Raw genomic sequence first — 21363 nt, forward strand, 5'->3', positions numbered from 1 at the left:
AACTTTTTAATAGGCTTTCGCTTAAATAATTTAGCCATAAAAAAACCGCATATAAAATGCGGTTTTTATTAGTAAATGCTTATTTACTTATTCTTTAGCACTTGGCGCTGCAGCATCGTCAGTGGCTTGCTCTGCAGGCTCTGACTCAACTGTTGGCTCTGCGCTTGGCTGAGCGGCATAAAACTTAGCACCTGACTCTGCCATTGCTACAAGCGTGTCGCAAGGGGTAAAAATTGCATTGCTACTGCCTAATGTAGACATGTCTGAGCTTATTTTACTTGCGCCTAGTTTATCCATATAGCTAAATGGTCCGCCGAAGAACGGTGGAAAACCAATACCAAAAATAGCACCAATATCACCATCACGCGGGCTGGCAATAATGCCTTCGTCTAAACAACGAACCGCTTCATTTAGCATTTGTGCGATACAACGTTTGGCAATTTCGCTTTTATTTAAACGTGGAGCTGGGGTAACGTTTAGTAGTTCGTAAACTGACTCATCAACCTTTTTGCCTTTTTTATCGTACTCATAAAAGCCACGACCAGTTTTACGACCAAGGCGTTTTGACTCTATCATACGAGTAAATGCATCGGGTGCTTTAAAACGCTCGCCTAGCTCTTTTTCTAAAATTGGCGCAATTTTAGAACCAATATCAATACCCACTTCATCAAGTAATGCCAGTGGACCTACCGGAAAACCAAACTCAACTAAGGCTGCATCAATTTTTTCAATTGGCTCGCCTGCTAGCATTAAGTTAGCCGCTTCGTTTAAGTAAGGCGCTAAAATACGGTTTACATAAAAGCCGGCGGTATCTTTTACTACAATAGGTGTTTTACCTTGCTTGCGCGCAAAGTTTACCACACGAGTAATGGTCTCTTTTGAGGTGCCTGCGTGTGGAATAATTTCTACCAGTGGCATTTTTTCTACTGGTGAAAAGTAATGTAAACCAATCACGTTTTCAGGGCGCTGAGCTTGAGCTGCAATTTGCGAAATAGGTAATGACGAGGTATTGCTCGCAAAAATAGTATTTTCTTGGCATTCACGTTCTACATCAGCAACCATGCCTTGTTTAAGCTCAAGATCTTCAAATACCGCTTCAATTACTAAATCTATATTTTTAAAACCGCTGTAATCGGTAGCGCCTGTAATACGGCTCATTGTTAGCTGCATATCGGCTTTAGACATAATGCGGCGCTTTAAGCGCTTATCTAAAATTTTATAGGTGTAGCTCATTGCATTACTAATGCCCTGCTCTGCTACATCTTTAATACGTACCGGTACTTTAGCTTTAACGGCACTTACGTGCGCAATACCTGCGCCCATTAGTCCGCCACCTAACACTGCGGTTTTGTTAATTGCTGGTGCGTCGCCGTTGCGCCAGTCTTTTTTCATTTCTGTGGTTGCAAAAAATACACTGCGCAGCGCTTTTGATTCGTCGCTCATTACCAGCGTTGCAAAGCTTTCCGCTTCGGTTTTATACGCTTTTAGCTTATCGAGCTCTACGCTTGCACGTACTGCTTTAATAATTAAAAGTGGCGCAGGGTAATGTCCGCCCGTTTGTTTAATCACGTTTTCTTTTGCTTTTTTAAAGATAAAGTTACGACCAAACGGGTTTGATTCTAGCAGCTTGCTCACGGTGTCGAGTTTTGGCTCTTTAGCTGGTGCTTTGCCTTTAGCGGCAAATTCTTTCGCTACTTTTAATAGCACGCTATGTGGTACGCAATCATCTAATACACCGGCTTTTTTAGCTTGCTTTGCACGAATTTGCTTACCAGTTAGCATCCATTCTAAGCCTTTTTGAATGCCAATTATTTTAGTTAAACGCTGAGTACCGCCACCGCCAGGTAATAAACCTAACTGCACTTCTGGCAAACCAATTATGGTAATACTACTGTCGGTGCCTACGCGATAATCACAGGCTAATGCAAACTCTAATCCACCACCTAAAGCAGCGCCATGAATAGCACTAACCGTAGTGAAAGGTAGGTTTTCCATGTCAAAAAATGCATGGTGACATAACTCGCTAATAGCTAAAGCATCTTCACGCTTTTGCACACTATCAAGCATTTTAACGTCAGCGCCAGCAATAAAGTTATCACTTTTACCACTAATAAATACCATGCCTTTTACAGACTGCTGTTTAGCTTCGGCTAGTAAGGCTTTTAAATCATCGGCAAAACTACTGCGCAGGGTATTCATTTTTTCGCCCTGCACATCTATAGTTACTACGGCGATTTTATTTTCATCAACCGTTAAATTAAATACTGAATCTGACATTACGCACTCTCCAATACAAAAGCTGCACCTAAACCACCTGCAGCACAGGCTGTTGTTAATGCTAAACCGCCACCACGACGCTTAAGCTCGTATAAGCTTTGCGTAATTAAGCGAGCACCGGTTGCTGCAAATGGATGTCCATAAGCAAGCGATCCACCTAATACGTTAAACTTATCCATGTTAATTTCGCCAATCGCTTTGCTGCGACCTAAGTGCTCTTGCGCAAACTTATCTGAGGCAAACATCTTCATGTTAGCGAGTGTTTGCGATGCAAACGCTTCGTGCATTTCTATTAAGTCTAGGTCGGCAAGGGTAATACCCGCTCTATCTAGTGCGATAGGCGTGGCATGAGCTGGACCCATAAGCATATCTTTTTCAACACCAATGGCTGAAAACGCAAAACTGCGTACATAACCAAGGATTTCGTAACCCAGTGCTTTTGCTTTGCTTTCGCTCATCATTAATACCGCAGCTGCACCGTCGGTTAATGGGGTGGCGTTTGCTGCAGTTACTGTACCGTGTTGGCGGTCAAATACTGGCTTAAGCTTAGCGTAGCCTTCAACCGTTGAGTTTTTACGAATGTTGTTATCTTCTTCAATAAAGCTTTTATATGGCGGTAAGTGCGCCGTCATTACTTCATCTTTTAATTTTCCATCTGCCCATGCTTGGGTTGCTAATGAATGCGAGCGATGCGCTAATGCATCTTGATCTTCACGGCTAATGTTATGTGTTTTAGCCATTTGCTCAGCAGTTTGCCCCATTGAAAGGCCTGTTGAGTACTCTGCAACCGCAGGAGGCACTGGCAATAAGTCTTTTAAACGCAACTTTGAAAATATTTTTAAGCGCTGACCTAAGGTACGCGCTTTATTTAAATCAACTAAACTGCCAGCTAATTTTTTGCTCACGCCAATGGGTAGTACCGATGAAGAATCGGCGCCACCAGCAATACCTACAGTAACAGAGCCGGCCATAATAGACTCAGCAACGTTGGCAATAGCCTGAAAACTAGTCGCACAGGCACGTGATACTGAATACGCATCAACCGATACCGGCATGCCAGTACCTAATACAATTTCGCGTGCTATATTTGGTGCCTCTGGCATTTGTACTACCTGACCAAATACAAGTTGATCAATTTCTGACTTGTTGAAATTTAATCGCTCAAGCATTTCGTTAACCACAAGTTTACCCATATCAAGTGCAGGTACATGGTGGAACGCTGTTGCTTGCTTGGCAAAAGGTGTACGTAGGCCGCTAACTATGGCTATACGATCGCCTTTTGGTGTTTTAAGTATGTTTTGCTCAGACATTAATTATGCTCCCGCTGACAGGTCTGACCTGTTTGTTTTACTCGATTCTAAACAACCCGTGTACTAAAGCCAATAGATAAACTGAAATTTATCGATTAGTAGGCAAATAAAATTCTCTAAGACCTACTATATAAGTACTACAATAGGCTTTTTTAGACGCATTTACAAAGTTTTGTGATAGGCTAAAAGTCGTTAATAAATAACGAACTATTTTTAAAAATACAGTCTAACTCTTGAGTTATCCAATTTTAAACCTTATAACTAGGTCAGTATTTCGTACCCAAATAACTTTGGTATTATTCCAGCTGACGAGGACAGTCTATTTATTATGGCAGCTAACGCATTTTCACAATTAAAAACGTACTTAGATACACAAATTATTGGCCAGCCAGAGCTTACTCAAGCGCTACTTATTACCATTTTAGCTGACGGCCACTTATTAGTAGAAGGCCCTCCTGGCCTTGCAAAAACGCGCGCCGTAAACGCCTTAGCTAAAGGCATTGAAGGCTCGTTTCAGCGGGTGCAATTTACGCCCGACTTGCTCCCTGCCGATATTACTGGTACTGATATTTATCGTCAGCAAACCAGTGAGTTTGTATTTGAAAAAGGCCCACTGTTTCATAATCTTATTTTAGCTGATGAAATAAACCGTGCCCCAGCTAAAGTACAATCAGCCTTATTAGAAGCCATGGCAGAGCGCCAAGTAACTGTGGGTAAAAATACTTATCCGCTAAGTGACTTATTTTTAGTAATGGCCACACAAAACCCGCTGGAGCAAGAAGGCACTTACCCGCTACCTGAAGCGCAGCTTGACCGCTTTTTACTGCATTTGAGTATAGGTTACCCCGGCGCAGAGCACGAATTAGACATACTGCGTTTAACCCGAGGCGAAGCATTAAACGAGCAACCAGCGGTAATGCAAAAAATTAGTCAAAGCGATTTATTTGCCGCTCGTAAAGCTATTTTAGGCCTTTATTTAGCACCACCACTTGAGCAGTATTTAGTGCAGCTTATTATAGCTACCCGTGAAGGCGCTAAGTTAGATGCACAACTAGGTAGCTGGATTGAGTTTGGTGCTAGCCCACGTGCCACTATTGCCCTTGATAAATGTGCCCGTGCGCATGCTTGGTTGCAAGGCCGCGATTTTGTAGCGCCCGACGATATTCAGGCAGTAGTACATAATGTATTGCGCCACCGTATTATTTTAAGTTACGAAGCCCAAGCCGATGGCATTACTAAAGATCAGGTAATTAGCCGTATTGTTGAACTTGTAGCCGTACCGTAACTTATGCAAACACCATTAGATCCCCAAGCATGGCTTGCACAAAGCCATAGCCACGGTGTTAATTTAGCGCTTAAAGAGCTGATGTATTACAAAGCCAAAGCGCAATTGCTAGAGCTGGCTCCTAAAGTAAAAATTAAAAACACCTTAACCGGGCAATACCTTGCGCCGCATAAAGGCCGTGGTATGGAGTTTGCTGAAGTACGCCACTATCAACAAGGCGACGATATTCGCTCTATTGATTGGCGTGTAACTGCGCGCACTGGCGAAACACACACTAAGCTTTTTCAAGAAGAGAAAGAGCGCCCGGTGTTTATTTTTACTGATTTTTCAAACTCGATGCTATTTGGCTCGCAGTTGTTATTAAAATCGGTGCAAGCCGCGCACATTAGCGCATTAGTTGCTTGGTCGGCCTGCCAACGTGGTGACCGTATTGGTGGCATTGTATTTAATCAGCACTCTCATTTAGAGCTCAAGCCCAGCGCCCGTGAAAAAGCGGTATTAAAGCTGTGTCATAATTTGTGTGATAGCCACCAGCAAGCCCTTAACGCAATTGACGAGCAAGCCACTAACAACTTTAGCGATAACTTAAAGCGCCTTAACCATTTGGCTAAACCCGGTAGTTTAGTGTATTTAATTTCTGACTTTAATGCCCTAGACGACGCCAGCTTTAAACAGCTCGAAATACTAAGCCGTCACTGCGAGCTAATTGGTTGCCACATAAGCGATCCATTTGAGCATCAGTTACCGGCATTTAAACAAGCCGTTACAGTAAGCGCCAATGGCCAAGACTTTGCCCTACCACTTATGGATAGTAGTTTTAGAGCGCGCTTTGCTAAAAATGCCGAACAGGCATTTAGCACACGCTTTAATCGCTTAACTAAATCGGGTCTTAATTTAATATCATTCAATGCAGCCACACCGCTTGAGCTGCAATTAGTGAGAAAATAACCATGCAAACGTCTCCACTTGATGGCCTACACGACATAATAGCGCCAAGCCAAGTAAATTGGTGGCCACTTGCCCCTGCTTGGTGGGTTATTATTGCCGTTTTGTTATTGCTGCTAAGCGCCGCAATTTATATGGCTTATAAGCGTTATAAATTTAAACAACCAAAACGCTTCGCGGTTAATTTAAGCCAACAGCACACTGATCCTCAGCAATTACATATTATTTTAAAACGCTTAGTCATTGCCTATTACGATAAACGCCTTGCTACGCAATCTACCAAGCAGTGGTGTAATACGCTTAATACACTAACCGGATTAAGTTTTAGCGAACAAGAAATTCTCAGTGTTTATAATCTTGAGCAAAACAATAGCGCGCTAGAATATAAGTTTCGCCAAGCAATTAAGCAATTTAAGTTAAAGGAAGTGGTTAATGTTTGAATTTAGCTGGCCATGGCTGTTTATATTACTCCCCCTGCCTTTATTACTATTATTACTAAAACCGGCTGTAAACAATGCACACACTCGACTGCGGATCCCAAGCTTTGCCAAACATAACTTAACCAGCCAAAGCGTTGAAGCTCATGCACGGCGCTTAACCCCGTTCGAGTGGGTTATATGGCTATTACTGGTAATAGCTGCGGCAAACCCTACTTGGTTAGATGATCCTATTTCAATGCCAAACGAAGGCCGCGATATAATGCTGGCGGTTGATTTATCAGGCTCTATGACCGAGCAAGACATGGCTTACAATGGCCAATATGTTGACCGCTTAACTATGGTTAAAGCGGTATTAACTGATTTTATAGAGCAGCGCCAAGGCGACAGGCTCGGCCTTATTTTATTTGGCGACACCGCCTTTTTACAAACCCCCCTTACGCGTGATGTAAAAACCGTAAGTAAAATGCTTTCTGAGGCACAAATTGGTTTAGTTGGCCGCGCCACTGCCATTGGCGATGCTTTAGGGTTGTCGGTAAAACGTTTTGCAAACAAAGATAAAAGCAATCGTATTGTGGTGCTGCTAACCGACGGGCAAAACACTGCAGGTAATTTAAAACCCGAAGAAGCCCTACTGCTTGCCCGCGATGCTGGTATAAAAGTGTATACCATTGGCGTTGGCTCAGATAATCCTCGTGGGTTTAGTTTATTTAATATGGGCGGTATGAACGGCGACACAATAGATGAAGGGTTATTAAAACGCATAGCCGAGCAAACTGGCGGCTTGTACTTTAGAGCTAAAGATGTAGCCGGTTTACAGCAAATTTATGCCGAACTAGACAAATTAGAGCCCATTAGTGTAGATGAGCAAACCTTTCGCCCGCAAAGCTCATTATTTTACTTGCCGTTATTAATCGCTATTTTATTAATTAGCTTAAAAGTAATGTTAACAACCCTGCGCGCAATAAAGGAGCCTAACTAATGGATTTTGAATTTATTCGCCCTGCTATTTTGTGGTTACTCATACCCGCAGTTGGGTTGTTTTTTGTTGCCTTAATTAAGCGCAAAAAAGCCACCAATGAGCAGCTAATTGCACCGCATTTAGCACAGTTTATTATGAGCGACGCAAGCACTAAAACTAACCAGCCACTTTGGTTATTAGCGCTATTTTGTAGCTTAGGGATTATATTTAGTGCCGGCCCCAGCTTTGAAGAAAAACAAGTACCTGTGTTTCAAAGCAAAAATGCTCGCGTTATTGTTATGGACATGTCGTACTCTATGTACAGCACAGATATTTTACCAAATAGATTAATGCAGGCGCGTTTTAAAGCCCTCGATATGATTGATTTATTTAAAGAAGGTGACACAGCGCTCGTTGCCTATGCTGGCAGTGCTTATACCATTTCACCGCTAACCAACGACGCCACTACACTTGAAAACCTAATACCTAGCTTAAGCCCAGAAATAATGCCCGACAAAGGCTCTAATGTTTTAGCTGGCCTTGATATAGCAAAAGAGCTATTAGGACAAGCCGGTTACCTAGATGGCGATATTATTTTAATAACCGACGGCATTGATCAGCAAGAGCAAAGTGAGGTGAGCACTTTTACTAAAAACACCCAATACCGATTAAATATTTACGGTGTAGGCACCGCCCAAGGTGCGCCAATTAAACTACCCGAAGGCGGATTTTTAAAAGACCACTACGGGCAAATTGTAGTGCCGACTATTAATACCAGCCAGCTAAAAAGTTTAGCTACAAACAGCGGCGGTAAATTTGCTAGTTATCAGCCAAGTAGCGCCGACATTGCTGTTTTTGCACCTAGCGCTAATGGTGAGTTGTTAAAAGATGAAAAACAAAACCATGCGCTTTGGCGTATAGACGCCGGTATTTATGGCTTGTTACTGCTACTACCTTTAAGCCTTTATTTATTTAGACGTGCGGCTTTGCTGAGTGTGTTTTTAGTGTTTAGCTTTTTACCACAGCAAAATGCGTATGCCGTAGAGCTGCCCACAGTTTTAAAAAACACCGATCAGCGAGCGCTTGATGCTTATAACAATAAAGATTATGAGCAAGCAATAACAGCCCAATCGAGCCAATTAAAAGGCGCTGCGCTTTATCAGCAAGGGAACTTTGAGGCCGCGGTTAATCAATTTAGTGATGATAAATCGGCAACCGGTTTTTATAACTTTGGTAACGCACTTGCTAAAGCGGGCAAGCTAGAGGAAGCAATTAATGCTTATCAACAAGCTCAAGCATTACACCCTAACTTTACACAAGCCGCAGACAACCAAGCACTGGTTGAGCAATTACTGAATCAGCAGCAAGAGCAACAAAACCAAGGCGGCGGCGAATCACAAGACGGGCAAAAAAGTGATGAGCAAAACCAACAGCAAAATTCTGATGAAGCCAAGCAAGATCAGCAACAAAATGATGAGCAAGGCGAAGCGCAAAGCGACAGTGAAAAAAACAGTGACGATAAATCGGATAAAGACTCTGAGCAAGCACAAGAGCAAGCTGATCAACAAAATAAACCTGACATGCAAGCTGAGCCGCAAAACGAGCAAAGTGAAAATCAACCAGCCGAACAGCCAAATGATAACGCTGAGCAACAAAGTGAGCCACAGGCTGCAAACGAACCTGTCCCCGACGAGCAACAACAAACTGCCGAGCAACAAGCGCAAGCAGTACAAGCCAGTGAGCTGACTAACGAAGAAAAAGAACAAGCACAGCAGCTTAATCAGTTACTGCGAAAAGTGCCCGACGATCCCGCTATTTTATTACGGAACAAAATGCAATTAGAAGCCCAAAAAAGACAATATCAACGTCGCCCCACAGGAGTAGAAAAGTCATGGTAATGCGATTATTTTGCTGTTTATTGCTATTAAGTGCGATGCCATTGATGGCTGCCACCAAACTCGAAGCCAGTGTAAATAAAAACCCGGTGTTAGCGGGTGAGTTTTTTATTCTTAATATTACAGTAGACGACACAATTAAAGATGAACAACCCGATACCTCAATGCTGTTAAAAAGCTTTGTGGTTGGCCCTACTAGCTTAAGTACTCGCACCAATATTATAAATGGCAGTATGAACAAGCAAACTACCTGGTCGGTTAAACTAATGACCCGCCGTGAAGGTGAATACACTATACCGTCGTTTACTGTTGCAGGGCTTAGCTCGCAGCCTATTACTTTAAAAGTAGCCAAGCGCGCAGCTGAAGCCGATAAAAATAACGATATATTTTTAAAAACATCGCTCTCAAGTAAATCTTTGTTTGTACAAGAAGCCGGTGTTTATACGCTTAAACTTTATTTAGCCAAAGAGCTACTCGACGGCAGTTTAGGCACGCCTAGCATGGAAAATGCACAACTTAGCCAACTAGGTAAACAAACGGAAGATTATGAACTGGTTGACGGTAAACGTTACTTAGTAATTACCCGAGAGTATTTAATTCAGCCGCAAAAAAGTGGTGACTACACTATTGCCGGCCCAGCTTTTCAAGGCCGTGTGCAACAAAATTACCGCCAGTTAGAAGTATCGGCACTTGGCAATGATCAGCAAATAGAAATAAAGCCTATTCCAAGTAATTACAATGGCGCTTGGCTGCCTAGTGAGTTAGTAAGTTTAGATGAGCAATGGCAACCAGAGGATAATACTGTTGAGGTAGGCACTCCTATCACACGCACAATTACCTTAACGGCACTTGGTGTAACCAAAGAGCAACTCCCCGAAATATCAATGCCCGATATTACAGGGATCCGTAGCTACCCAGATCAAAAAGAAAATAACAATGCGGTGCGTAATGGCCGTGTAGTATCGCAGCAAATTGCCTCTTATGCTTTATTACCACAAACACCCGGCACCTATACGCTACCCGAAATAAAACTGCCTTGGTATAACACTAAAATAAATCGTATTAGCTTTGCCACTTTACCAGAGCGCACTATTACTGTGATCCCTAGTAGCAATGCTGCTAATCCTGTGGTTATAAATGATTCGCAAAATACCAATAACCAAGCAGCAGGACAAAATAGTATAGATGCAACTAATCCGCTGCAAGTACAAAGCTCAACACCATTATGGTTAATAATTGTTGCTGTACTGGGCTATTTATTATGGATTGTGACTGCAATTTTTTATTGGTTAAGCCGTTCTACTCATAATGTGCATGTAGTAGCTACAACTGATAAAACACCCGCGCTGCCTAGTTTGAAAAACTTATTACATGCAGCAAATAAAAACGATGCAAAAATGTTTTATAGCGCATTAAATATATATGCAAAAACAGTAACTAAGCAAAATATGGGCGCTATTGATACTTTATGCCGTGCTATTAATGATGCAGAACTAACTAATAACGTGATGCAGTTACAAACACAATTATACAGTAATAAAAAAACAACCAGCGATCTTACAGCTATAGTTAAATTACTTAAAAAGTATCAGGCTCAAACATTAAAGTCGCAACAAGCTGTATTAAAAGACCTTTACCATTAAATTTTAATGCGTATAGGCCTTTTATTACATTAAATAATATTTAACTAAAAAAAGAACTTATGTTTGGAAATAAAAAATCGAATAATCAGGTCTTAATTGATATGGCACAAAAGCAAAAGCGCTACGAAGCCTTGGTTCATGTTTACCATAAAGAGCTTTACCGCTTTGCCTATTGGTTATGCCGTGATCCACACATTGCCGATGACTTAGTACAAGAGACTTTTTTGCGTGCCTGGCGCTCGCTCGACTCTTTACTGGATCAAAAAGCAGCAAAGTCGTGGTTACTTACGATTTTACGTCGCGAAAACGCGCGACGATTTGAGCGCAAACAATTTGATTATAGCGATATAGAAGATGAATTATTGGTTGATGAAAGCAGCCACTCTTTAGACGATGAAATGGAGCAAACTGTTATTCAGCGCCAAATTGCACTCTTGCCTGATGAATACAAAGAGCCGTTATTACTGCAAGTAGTAATGGGCTGCTCAGGCGAAGAAATTGCGAATATACTCGATTTAAATAAAAACACGGTAATGACACGTCTATACCGTGCTAGAAACCAACTTAAAGAGGCTTTAAGCCGTGATGATGAGCAACTTAAAGGGGCATCAAAATAATGGATGAGCTTGAGTTTCGTCGCCGCACTATTGCGCAGCCAAACGATATTGACAATGAGCTTACCGAGTTTGCTAAAGACAACTCAGAGCGACAACGGTTTATTAACGACATGAAAGATTTCGATAAATATTTACAAAGTGCAGCTAATGACGTTCCGGTACCTGAAAACCTAGCCGAGCGAATTCTTTTAAACACCTCTTTAAAAGAAAAAGCACAGCAACAAGCGCAAATACCGGCTAATAAAAACGTTATTGCATCGCGATCGCGCTTTAAGTTTGACCGAGTACATTTAGCCCTAGCCGCTTCGTTTGTTGTTACTATAAGTGCATTCTTTTTTAGTTCTGAGCAAAATACCTATGGCGCAGGTGAGCATGCTTTAGCCCACGTTTATCACGAAATAAATTCTCTCGATAAAACACAAGCAATTAGCCTGCAAAGCGTGAATGAAAAGCTCGCCTTACTTGGCGGACAATTAAGTGAGCTACCCGGTAAAATTACTTACGCTATGTTTTGTGACTTTAAAGGGGAGAAAGGCATACATTTAGTGTTTGAATCTGACTTTGGCCCTATGACGGTATTTATTGTGCCGACTAAAAATAAAGTGTTTGAAATGGGCTCTGATGACTTTCATGATGACAGATTTGAAGGCCATATTAATAGAGGCCAACAAGCCGATACCGTATTAATTGCCAGCTTAGGTGCGCCGGTGAATATGTATAATGAACGTGTTTCTGGCGCTATTCGCTGGCTGTAACCTTGTAGCTTCTCGCACCGCTTAGACCAGCTAAGCGGTGCGCTTAATATTTAATAATTTCACTCCTGCCCCTTAAATATTACCAACCAGCCAACTGATTTTTAAAGTAAATAATATTTCTATAGGTATAATCGACACTTTATTTTATTTAAGGATTTTCATGAAGAATTTTGTCGTTATTTTATCTTTGTTGGCCTTGCTAATGACTGCAAGCTTTGATGCACAAGCACGTAAAAAGTTTGGTAGTAGCAAACGTGGTAAAACTCCAGCTACGCAACAAACCGCACAAAAGCAACAAACAGATACCAAGGCAGTTGCGCCTGCGGCAAAGCCAGCATCTAATAAAAAAGGCATTATGGCGGGTGTATTTGGTGGACTGCTTGCTGGTGGCTTAATTGCTGCTATGTTAGGTGGTGATTTTGAAGGGTTTCAGCTGCTAGAGATGATTTTACTTGCGGGTGCAGCCTTTATAATATTTAAACTTGTTCGTGGCTTTATGCGCGCAAGGCAGTCGCCTCAACTGGCCAGTGCTGGCATGTCACAAAATGCATTTAAACAAGCACCTATTGAGCATGAACAAACAACAAGTACAGGATTTGCTAATAGTACTGCGCACGGCGACGATGTGCCTTTTAACTTACCGCCTGGCTTTGATACAAACGGCTTTTTACAAGGTGCTCGTGAGCATTACCACACACTACAAAATGCGTGGAACGAAGCTGATTATCACACTATGGCTGAGTATTTAAGCCCTGAATTAGTGGCCGAATTTAAAGCAGAGCGCGAAGCAATTACAAGCGTAGCTACTGAAGTGATGTTTATAGATGCAGAACTAGTACGCGCAGATACGCTGACTGACAAGTGGCAAGTAAGCGTACGCTTTAAAGGTAAGTATCGCGATTTAGCAGATAAACAAGAACAACCTATTTTAGAGATTTGGCATTTAGAGCGTTTAACGCTTACTGATGCACCTTGGCTGATTGTTGGCGTTGAAGATTTAATAGACGCATAGGCTCTAAATACGAGGCAAAAATAAACCGCACTAACCTAAGGTTGTGCGGTTTTTTTAGTTAAATAATTTAACTAACCTGAGCTCCGGATAATAAACTTATCTCAAGCAGCTGTTTTCAGCGCTAACTGCGTTGAATTTACTTGCAATAGGCCAGCTATTGACGCGTAAATTCGCCTTGTTTTCACTGAAAACCTCTGGCTAGAGAAAATAAAATTAAATATAACGATGATTCAATATGTTAGTAAATCTCTTAACCAGAGTTCAGGTTAACTATTATGATTTACATACGTCGGCAACTGCATTTGCAAAGTATTCAATATTTGCATCACTCACGCCCGCTACGTTTACACGACTTGAGCCAACAATATAAATGCCGTACTCTTTTTGTAGGCGAGTAATTTGCTCTTTATTAATTCCTAAGAAAGAAAACATACCGTGCTGACGCTCAATAAACGAGAAGTCTTGCGCTATGTCTTTAGTCGCTAGTGTTTCTTTAATTTGTGTACGTAAACCATTTATACGGCTACGCATTTCATCAAGCTCTTGATGCCACATTTGCGTAAGCTCAGTGCTGCTTAAAATTGTATTTACAATGTCAGCACCATGCGCTGGCGGCATTGAATAAATACTACGTACAACACTAAGTAATACTGAGTTTGAAATATCAGCAGTTGCGCTGTCTTTTGCAATTAGTGAACACGCACCAATACGTTCGCGGTAAAGACCAAAGTTTTTAGAACATGAAGAACAAATAATTAACTCTTCAACTGCGTCAGCTAAAATACGTAAACCACGTGCATCTTCTTCTAGTGAAGAGCCAAAACCTTGGTATGCAATATCAACAAGCGGCGTAAAGCCCACTTCTTTTGCAAGCTCAGCAACTACCTTCCACTGTGCTTCGTTTAAATCCATACCACTTGGGTTATGACAACACGCATGTAGTAAAACCACATCGCCTTTAGGCACTTGCTTAAGCGTGTTGATCATCTCATCAAATAGTAAATCTTTATTTTCGTAATCGTAATAAGGGTATTCTTTTACTGTTAAGCCCGCTGCTTCAAATAAGCTAATATGATTAGCCCATGTTGGCGTAGTTACCCACACTGTTGCTTTTGGATTACAACGCATAATAAATTCAGCAGCAACACGTAATGCCCCAGTACCACCTGGCGCTTGCGCCGTACGTACACGGTTAGCTAGTAATGTTTTGTGCTCACCTAATAGTAAGCTTTCCATTTTTTGACAGTAATCTAAATTACCCGCTAAACCAATATAAGATTTGCTGGTTTCATTTTCTAAACGAAACGCTTCTGCTTTTTTTACCGCTTTAAGTACCGGTGTATTGCCTAGCTCATCTTTATAGACACCCACACCTAAATCAATTTTATTAGGGTTAGTATCTTGCTTATAGGCCGCCATAAGGCCAAGAATAGGATCTGTGGGTAATGGTTTTAATACTGAGAACATTGACTATCTCTTATCATTATTTAGGGGGTTGGTGTGAGCTTAAGCTTATCATAAAAACACGCTAGGTTGACTAGTGTTATTGGTACAAAAAAGTGAGGAATTTTAATACAGCATGCCATTAATACAGTTAATACCTTGTGCATGCAAAAAATCATTATTAAAAACCTCAACATAGTCTATTTTTGTTATTTAAACTAAAAATTGAGGAATTTTAATACAGCATGCAATTAGGACTGCGAGTACTTTTTCATCAAAAAAATCATTATGAAACGCCTCAGCATCAATAATTCCTACGCATTCACCACTCCTATTAAATAAAGGTAAGCACACCTCAGACTTAACCTTTGGGTCGCAAGTATAATACTCCCCTCCTTGGCTTAAGTATTGCTCAACATTATTAATAATACGGCCCGTTTTAGAGAGCGCAACTTGCACGTTGTTACTGCCCGCGGCAAAATCGGCTGTAAGCGGAAAAAGTGGCCTACTTGGCGCGCCATGATAAGCTAACTTTAAAAGCTGTTTACCTTGTGCAGTATCGTGAGTTTGATAAATACCATACCAATCAACCCCAGTTTGCTGCTGTATGTAGTTTACAATAGCCTGTAAGTTAGCAAGCTTAGTGTGCGTTTGCTCATTGTTAGTTACGTAAGTAGTTAACTTAAACGGTTCATCTTGCAGATAACCAAATAAACTACATGCTCCGCCCTCACCTAACTGTGGAATTTGATACTGCCAGCGAACTTCAGGCAAGCTAGTGCTTACAAGTGCTTGCTCAAGCGCTGTTAGCTCTGCTGAAATTAAACGGGTGTCAGCACTGAGTTGTGCTTGTTGTAAATAGGAACTAATCATTTGGCCATCCATACTTCTATAGTGTGCAAATATTAGCATGGATTTTTTTACAGTGCTAGCTCAACTTATAACACATTTCAACTTGGTTCCCACTGCTGTTATAAGTCACTCTCTGTGCTATTTCGTCAAGCAGTGACAGCCCGCGACCAAACTCAGCTGCGTCATTAAATAGGGTATCTTGCTGGTGAGTGTACCCGCAGCCGCTGTCGCAAATAATAAAGTATAAGTTCAAGCTATCAGGGCAGTAACTTACCTCTATAGAGAGTTTTGCATTACTAAGTTCTGCAAGTTTTTTTGCGCGCAATTCGTAATATTTAAAAAAGCCATCATCTTGAGTTTTTAATTGTGAGTCTAATTTAAGTACACCATGATCAAGCGCATTATTGTATGCCTCCGATAGGAGTAAAAATATATTCGCGCTATGTGCTTTTAAACCACTAATACTGCTGAGCATATTTACTAAATCATAAACCGGATCGGTGTTTTTTATTTGCTTCGAATCTAAACTCAATGACATATTAAACGCTAATTTAGAAAATGCCTCTCTGGGTTCCGGCTTTACACTTAGTGGTAAACAATTGAGTAACACTATGCTTATATCGTCTTGTTGTTTAGTACCATCAGCAAACTGACTTACGCTATTAACGATGTTTTCGCTGCTGATCATCGGGTTCATTTTTAAGGTTTCGATAAAGCGTTGTTCACTAAAAAAAACACCTTGTTTATTCGTTGTTTCAATTATGCCATCGGTTGCAAGTACAAGCCGTGTTTGCTCATTTACTTCAAAGTGAATAACCTCATGTTCAAACTCTTGATTGTTTAATATACCCAATGCCATATGTTGCGATTCTAGCGTTTTTTTAAGGTTACCTTGCTTATCTATTAAGTAAGTATCGGGAAGTCCGCCTAGCCATGCCGATATACTTTTACCAGATACACTTAGCTCTATAATAGTTGCAGCGCAAAACATATGTCCGGGCAGTAAATTGTATAATAATAAGTTTAATTCGCGGGCAATGTCGTGTAACGCCATACCTTTTTTAACCATAGTGTAAAACACACGCGATGCAGGTAAAGCGCCTATTGCCGCCGCTAAACCATGACCGGTAAAATCACCCAACATGCAATATAAATTACCTATAGGACTTTGCGCGACTAAAAACATATCGCCGTTAAACATGGTGGCAGGCGATAAATTAAAATCGAGGTGGGTTTTAAATTGATCTTGATTTTCGAGGGAGTTATTAAAAATATGCTCAATAATTTCATACTCTCGCTCACGCTGATTTTGATGCTCCTCAAGTAATATTTTTTGCTGGTTAGCCTTTTTACTTAATTCACGGGTTCTGCAGTGGGCTTTAATTTTGGCGTGTAAAATTACTTTTTCGAACGGCTTTTGAATAAAGTCATCACCGCCAACCGCTAAACAACGCTCAAAGCTGGCGTGATCATCCAGTGCCGTAATAAAAATAATAGGTAAATGAATATCGTTAAAGCGTTGTTTTATTATTTTTGCCGTTTCAAAGCCATCCATAATAGGCATTACTACATCAAGCAGCACAATATCAATTGGGGTTTGCGCGAGTATCTTTAGAGCGGCAACACCATTATACGCCAAAGAAACTGTATAGCCTTCTTGTGTTAATAGCCTTTGCAGTAATATTCGGTTAAGGGCTTGATCATCAACAACTAAAATATGCATCATAGGGCCTGTTTATCTTTCGAGGTTAAATTTGCAGCAGTATGTTTGGTATTTAGGCAAAGCAGAGCCTATGTAGTGTGGTTATTCCCCATAAATAGGCGATAACGCAGCATAAATGCCAAACATGCGCTGCCCTTTGGGTTCTTTCTAGGGACGATTAACTCTTTGTTGTTCGGTTTTTACTTAGCCCACTAGGTTACAAACCTCGCGCCGCGATTTAATCGCCCCTAGATTGAACAAATTTTAATCCTGAAAGGTCAACAGGCCCTAGTTAATATCAAACTTCTTATCAAACCGAGATATTTGTAATATTTTTTTTAATTGTGGTTGGCAGTTGCTGATCTCAAATTTATTGACCTGTGTATCTATGCTTTTTTGCATATTTAGCAGCATACCTAATGCTGAGCTGTCCATGTAATCGGTTTCCCTTAGGTCGATAATTACTTTAGTAATGCTTTTATCTATTTGCGCATACGCTTGGCGAAAAGATTGCACTAAATTAAAGTCAAACTTACCCTTTATATGTATTGTTAACGTAGCTGCATCGGCCGATATACTTTTAGTTAAACTCATATTATGTCCTATTAATATTCTTTGAATCAAATATAACTGTTTAAAACTAATTAGCAAAAATAAAAACATCAATACACAAATTTGCTATTATTTACGCCATTGTTTGATTCAATTTTTGTATAGGGTAATGATGAGCGATAGTCACTTAGTATATTCAACACAAACGGGGCGAATAGAGCAACCAAAACCAGAGAAAGAAGTTGCAGGTAAACTATTTAAAGACGGATTTGTGCGTATTGAGCGCCAAACAAAAGGACGCAAAGGCAAAGGCGTTATGCTGGTAGTTGGAGTCGATCCTAAAGAGCATGATTTAAAAAAATTAGCTAAAGCACTTAAAAGTAAAATGGGCCAAGGCGGCGCAGTAAAAGACGGTCTTATTGAAGTACAAGGTGATGATCGCGATAAACTAAAAGCTATTTTAGAAAGCTTAACCTTTAAAGTAAAAATTGCGGGTGGTTAAACCCGCATTTTAATTTTATTTTTCGTCCTTCGCCATTTGCTCCAATCGTTCAAAAAGCGTGGGTAAATCGCGCTCTGCAATTGGCGGGCTAAAGTAATACCCTTGCACTATAAAGCAATTGTTATTTTTCAAAAACTCTACTTGCTCAACGGTTTCTACCCCTTCGGCAACCACATCGAGTTTTAGCTTTTGTGCCATGGCTATAATTGCCGCTGTTATTGCCATATCATTATTATCATCTGGAATATCTTTTATAAATGAGCGATCAATTTTAAGAATATCCACCGGAAAACGTTTCAAGTAACTTAATGAAGAGTAACCAGTACCAAAGTCATCTATAGAAATAGAAACCCCGAGTCCCTTTAGTTCATGTAGTTGTGCTATAGCAGCTTCTACATTGCCCATCAGCATACTTTCGGTTAATTCTAAATGTAGGCTTTTAGCCGACACCTGTGTACTGGCTATTATTTTTTTCAGTGTAGGTAATAAGCTGGCATCTTTAAACTGTCTGGCCGATAAGTTAATCGCAATATTACTCGCTCTACCTTGGCGCTCTAACTTAACTGCAAAATTACATGCTTGGTGTAATACCCACTCTCCCAGTTCAACAATTAAACCGGTAGCTTCTGCAATAGGTATAAATTTAGTGGGTGCAATCGCCCCTTCTGTTGGATGAAACCAGCGTAACAATGCTTCGTAACCCATTACAAGCTGAGTGCGGCTATCAATCTGCGGCTGATAATAAACCGTGAGTTGTTTATCTTTTATAGCTTGGCGTAGCTCGTTTTCAATAAACAAGCGTTCATTTGCAGCAGTATTGAGCTCTTGGCTATAAAAATGAAAGGTGTTACGCCCTTTTGCTTTTGCTTCATACATGGCTAAGTCGGCATGCTTTAACAGTTGGTCTTCTTCTTGGCTGTCGTATGGGGCCATAGTAATGCCAATACTGGCACTAATAATAACTTCGTTACTGCCAAGTTGAATAGGCTCATTAAGGGTTTTTTGAATCGTATTTGCCACTTGAGTTGCATGCTCTTGATGCTCAATGCCACTGAGTAATATAGCAAACTCATCACCGCCTAAACGCGCAATAGTATCTTCGGCTCTTAGGCGTTGCTTTAATCTATTTGCAACTTCAACGAGTAATTGATCGCCTGCATTATGGCCTAAGGTATCGTTAATACGTTTAAATTCATCTAAATCAAAATAAAACAATGCAAAGGCATAATGCCCGCGTTCAGCGAGCGCCATCGATTTACGCAGCTGCATTCTAAAAAATGTTCGATTAGCAAGTCCTGTCAAAGTATCAAAATAAGCAAGCTGTTCCATTTTACGCTGGCTTTCTTTAACAAACGAAATATCCTGCGCAGAGGCTACGTAACTGGTAATTGTTCCGTCATCTTCGCGAATAGGTGAAATACTTAAAGAAACCCAAATAGGCGCTTTATTATTGCTTTCAATTAAGGTGTCGCCACGCCAACAATTACGACTGCGTAAATCAACATCTATATCATCAATTAATATAGCCATTTCGCTTGCAATAATGCTTAATAAAGGCGCTCGATTAAAATGTTCCTCTGAAAAGCTGGTCATTTCAAGCATTTTAGGGTTTACGTATTCAATGACAAAGTTTTTATCGGTGATCACCACACCAGTACCAGAAAACGCCACGGCTTTGGATAGTCGCCTGGCTGCTTTTTCTGCAATTTCTTTTTCAATAATACGCTGGTTAAGCCCATCTATTAGCTTTCTAATTTCAATGGTCATGTCTTTAAATGAGCCGTTGAGAGTGCCTATTTCATCTTTGTTTTCTTTTGGAAATTCTATTTGTAACTGGCCTTGACCAAAGTTTGTAACGGCATAAACCAAAGAATGTATACGCCTAAGTACTAACTGATAAAGTGCTTGATGTAAGAGTAAGGCGACTAAAATGGCATAGAGTATAAATAGCCCAAAAAACTTCATCTTTAAATCTGCTAATGCTGAGAATGTTGAAGAACGTTTTTTATATACCCCTACATACCAATCTAAGCCATCTATTTTATGAATATTAATAATATGCGCTTCATTATTTAATTTGAATGAGTCGGCATATTCAGACCGTTGCATTTTAATCGCATCATCTACAATTACTTGTAATGTGGGATCAATAAAGTCCTCAGGGAGTAGTTTTTTACCTGCTTTACCATATTGTGCATAACTTGATTGGGTTAAATTGGGGTGCGCTAATAACTGCCCTTGGCTGTCAAATACCACTAACTGTTTTTCTTTCCCGCCAATTGGCAATTGCGATATTAATGTTTTTAGCGCGATGTCACTGCCAGTAACACCTAAAAACTCACCCTCTTTATAAATAGGAACCGTTAAGCTAATAGCCCATTTATGCCATATAGTATCGTAATAAACTTTAGACCAAACAGGCCTATGTTGAGGATTAGTAAGCGCCTTAGCGTAATTAAAGCGCGTACTTTGCGTAAATGTATAATTAGCTGGCGCATTTAAAGCCTCGTTAGGCGGCGTTATGCGAATAAAGTTATCTTTAGTAATAAGGTAAAAATTAAAAAAATCTTGAGTTAGTGTTGGCGATATAATTTTCCAGAGCGTTTCAGAGTCTGATATTAATTGTTTATAAAAAGGTGAATAGCTAGTTTGTGGGATAAATGCAGCCGAAAGCCCATCAGTAGAGGCACTGCGTATCGTACCGTCATTATTTAATTGCAGTGTATTTACTTTATTACTTATTAACGATGACTGATCACTAAATAACTGCTCACCCACGACTATATTTGCTTGCTGAGCAACTTTAATTTTAGTGTTTAGTAAGTTTTTGAATTGTTTTATAAGTAATTCGTTAGATTCTTTTAATACTTCATGCTCTTCAAAAACCAGTTGTTTTTCTTCAGATTTGAGCATTAACGCGGCCGCACACACTCCAGCAATTAAACATATTGCAGAAATCAACAATGACAACTTGACGCTAAGTGAGTTTATCCCGAAACGAGATGGGGGGCGTCGATACACCACAGGCTAACCTTTTTATTATTAATAATAATTATTATTTGAACCAGTAATTGAAATATACCAGATCCAAGATCATATTTATAAATTATTTGTAAACTATATAAAAAAAACAAAGGGAACAAGAGAAATTTATGCAACAATCACGGCCTATTAC

17 protein-coding genes are annotated in these 21363 nt (G+C 40.3%); 10 read left to right on the forward strand and 7 right to left on the reverse strand.

Going from position 1 to position 21363, the window contains the following annotated elements; genetic code table 11:
- Window positions 1–87: 87 nt before the first annotated feature.
- Together fadJ and fadI are read right to left on the reverse strand one after the other, a co-directional pair.
- A complete protein-coding gene (gene fadJ, locus I6E78_RS02575; RefSeq protein ID WP_197181875.1) occupies window positions 88–2277 on the reverse strand; it encodes a fatty acid oxidation complex subunit alpha FadJ in 2190 nt (729 codons plus the stop codon).
- The gene (fadI, locus tag I6E78_RS02580; protein WP_011327655.1) at window positions 2277–3587 is read right to left on the reverse strand and encodes an acetyl-CoA C-acyltransferase FadI; all 1311 of its coding nucleotides are present in this window, start codon (window positions 3585–3587) and stop codon (window positions 2277–2279) included. Before fadI ends, fadJ begins: the two co-directional genes overlap by 1 nt.
- Before the next feature lie 328 nt (window positions 3588–3915).
- On the opposite strand from fadI, the gene I6E78_RS02585 reads away from it, so the two are divergent.
- The 9 genes from I6E78_RS02585 (at window position 3916) to I6E78_RS02625 (ending at window position 13137) form a co-directional block, all read left to right on the forward strand.
- Window positions 3916–4872: an AAA family ATPase gene (locus tag I6E78_RS02585; protein WP_089367942.1), complete on the forward strand. Its 957-nt coding sequence runs from the start codon at window positions 3916–3918 to the stop codon at window positions 4870–4872.
- 3 nt (window positions 4873–4875) lie between these two features.
- Entirely contained in the window at window positions 4876–5820 is a 945-nt protein-coding gene (locus I6E78_RS02590) for a DUF58 domain-containing protein (protein ID WP_086998270.1), read from the forward strand.
- Window positions 5821–5822: 2 nt separating this feature from the next.
- Window positions 5823–6257 carry a DUF4381 domain-containing protein gene (locus I6E78_RS02595; protein ID WP_197181876.1) on the forward strand — a complete coding sequence of 145 codons (435 nt, stop codon included), beginning with the start codon at window positions 5823–5825 and terminating at the stop codon, window positions 6255–6257.
- Window positions 6250–7236: a vWA domain-containing protein gene (locus I6E78_RS02600; RefSeq protein ID WP_197181877.1), complete on the forward strand. Its 987-nt coding sequence runs from the start codon at window positions 6250–6252 to the stop codon at window positions 7234–7236. The genes I6E78_RS02595 and I6E78_RS02600 overlap by 8 nt, the downstream gene beginning before the upstream one ends.
- A complete protein-coding gene (locus I6E78_RS02605) occupies window positions 7236–9113 on the forward strand; it encodes a vWA domain-containing protein (RefSeq protein WP_193038681.1) in 1878 nt (625 codons plus the stop codon). The genes I6E78_RS02600 and I6E78_RS02605 overlap by 1 nt, the downstream gene beginning before the upstream one ends.
- The gene (locus I6E78_RS02610; protein WP_197181878.1) at window positions 9107–10753 is read left to right on the forward strand and encodes a BatD family protein; all 1647 of its coding nucleotides are present in this window, start codon (window positions 9107–9109) and stop codon (window positions 10751–10753) included. The genes I6E78_RS02605 and I6E78_RS02610 overlap by 7 nt, the downstream gene beginning before the upstream one ends.
- 101 nt (window positions 10754–10854) lie before the next feature.
- Complete coding sequence (locus I6E78_RS02615) at window positions 10855–11370, forward strand: sigma-70 family RNA polymerase sigma factor (RefSeq protein ID WP_231613562.1); 516 nt, start codon at window positions 10855–10857, stop codon at window positions 11368–11370.
- Window positions 11370–12125, forward strand: coding sequence for a DUF3379 domain-containing protein (locus I6E78_RS02620; RefSeq protein WP_011327647.1), 756 nt, complete (start codon window positions 11370–11372; stop codon window positions 12123–12125). The genes I6E78_RS02615 and I6E78_RS02620 overlap by 1 nt, the downstream gene beginning before the upstream one ends.
- Before the next feature lie 160 nt (window positions 12126–12285).
- The gene (locus I6E78_RS02625) at window positions 12286–13137 is read left to right on the forward strand and encodes a Tim44 domain-containing protein (RefSeq protein WP_089367937.1); all 852 of its coding nucleotides are present in this window, start codon (window positions 12286–12288) and stop codon (window positions 13135–13137) included.
- Window positions 13138–13410: 273 nt separating this feature from the next.
- Here the strand turns inward: I6E78_RS02625 and I6E78_RS02630 are convergent, their stop codons facing one another.
- From I6E78_RS02630 to I6E78_RS02645, 4 genes are all read right to left on the reverse strand, one after another.
- Window positions 13411–14604 carry an amino acid aminotransferase gene (locus I6E78_RS02630; RefSeq protein WP_011327645.1) on the reverse strand — a complete coding sequence of 398 codons (1194 nt, stop codon included), beginning with the start codon at window positions 14602–14604 and terminating at the stop codon, window positions 13411–13413.
- A 189-nt stretch (window positions 14605–14793) separates the two neighbouring features.
- A complete protein-coding gene (locus I6E78_RS02635; protein ID WP_197181879.1) occupies window positions 14794–15453 on the reverse strand; it encodes a GAF domain-containing protein in 660 nt (219 codons plus the stop codon).
- A gap of 55 nt (window positions 15454–15508) precedes the next feature.
- Complete coding sequence (locus I6E78_RS02640) at window positions 15509–17158, reverse strand: fused response regulator/phosphatase (protein WP_197181880.1); 1650 nt, start codon at window positions 17156–17158, stop codon at window positions 15509–15511.
- 264 nt (window positions 17159–17422) lie between these two features.
- Window positions 17423–17728, reverse strand: a complete 306-nt coding sequence (locus tag I6E78_RS02645; protein ID WP_011327642.1) for an STAS domain-containing protein — start codon at window positions 17726–17728, stop codon at window positions 17423–17425.
- Window positions 17729–17858: 130 nt separating this feature from the next.
- On the opposite strand from I6E78_RS02645, the gene I6E78_RS02650 reads away from it, so the two are divergent.
- Window positions 17859–18188, forward strand: coding sequence for a stress response translation initiation inhibitor YciH (locus I6E78_RS02650; RefSeq protein ID WP_089367934.1), 330 nt, complete (start codon window positions 17859–17861; stop codon window positions 18186–18188).
- Between the two features lie 15 nt (window positions 18189–18203).
- Here the strand turns inward: I6E78_RS02650 and I6E78_RS02655 are convergent, their stop codons facing one another.
- Complete coding sequence (locus I6E78_RS02655; RefSeq protein WP_197181881.1) at window positions 18204–21212, reverse strand: EAL domain-containing protein; 3009 nt, start codon at window positions 21210–21212, stop codon at window positions 18204–18206.
- Window positions 21213–21363: the final 151 nt, after the last annotated feature.

Origin of the sequence: Pseudoalteromonas sp. NZS127 (assembly GCF_015864805.1) — a bacterium.
Classification (GTDB): Bacteria; Pseudomonadota; Gammaproteobacteria; order Enterobacterales; family Alteromonadaceae; genus Pseudoalteromonas; species Pseudoalteromonas nigrifaciens.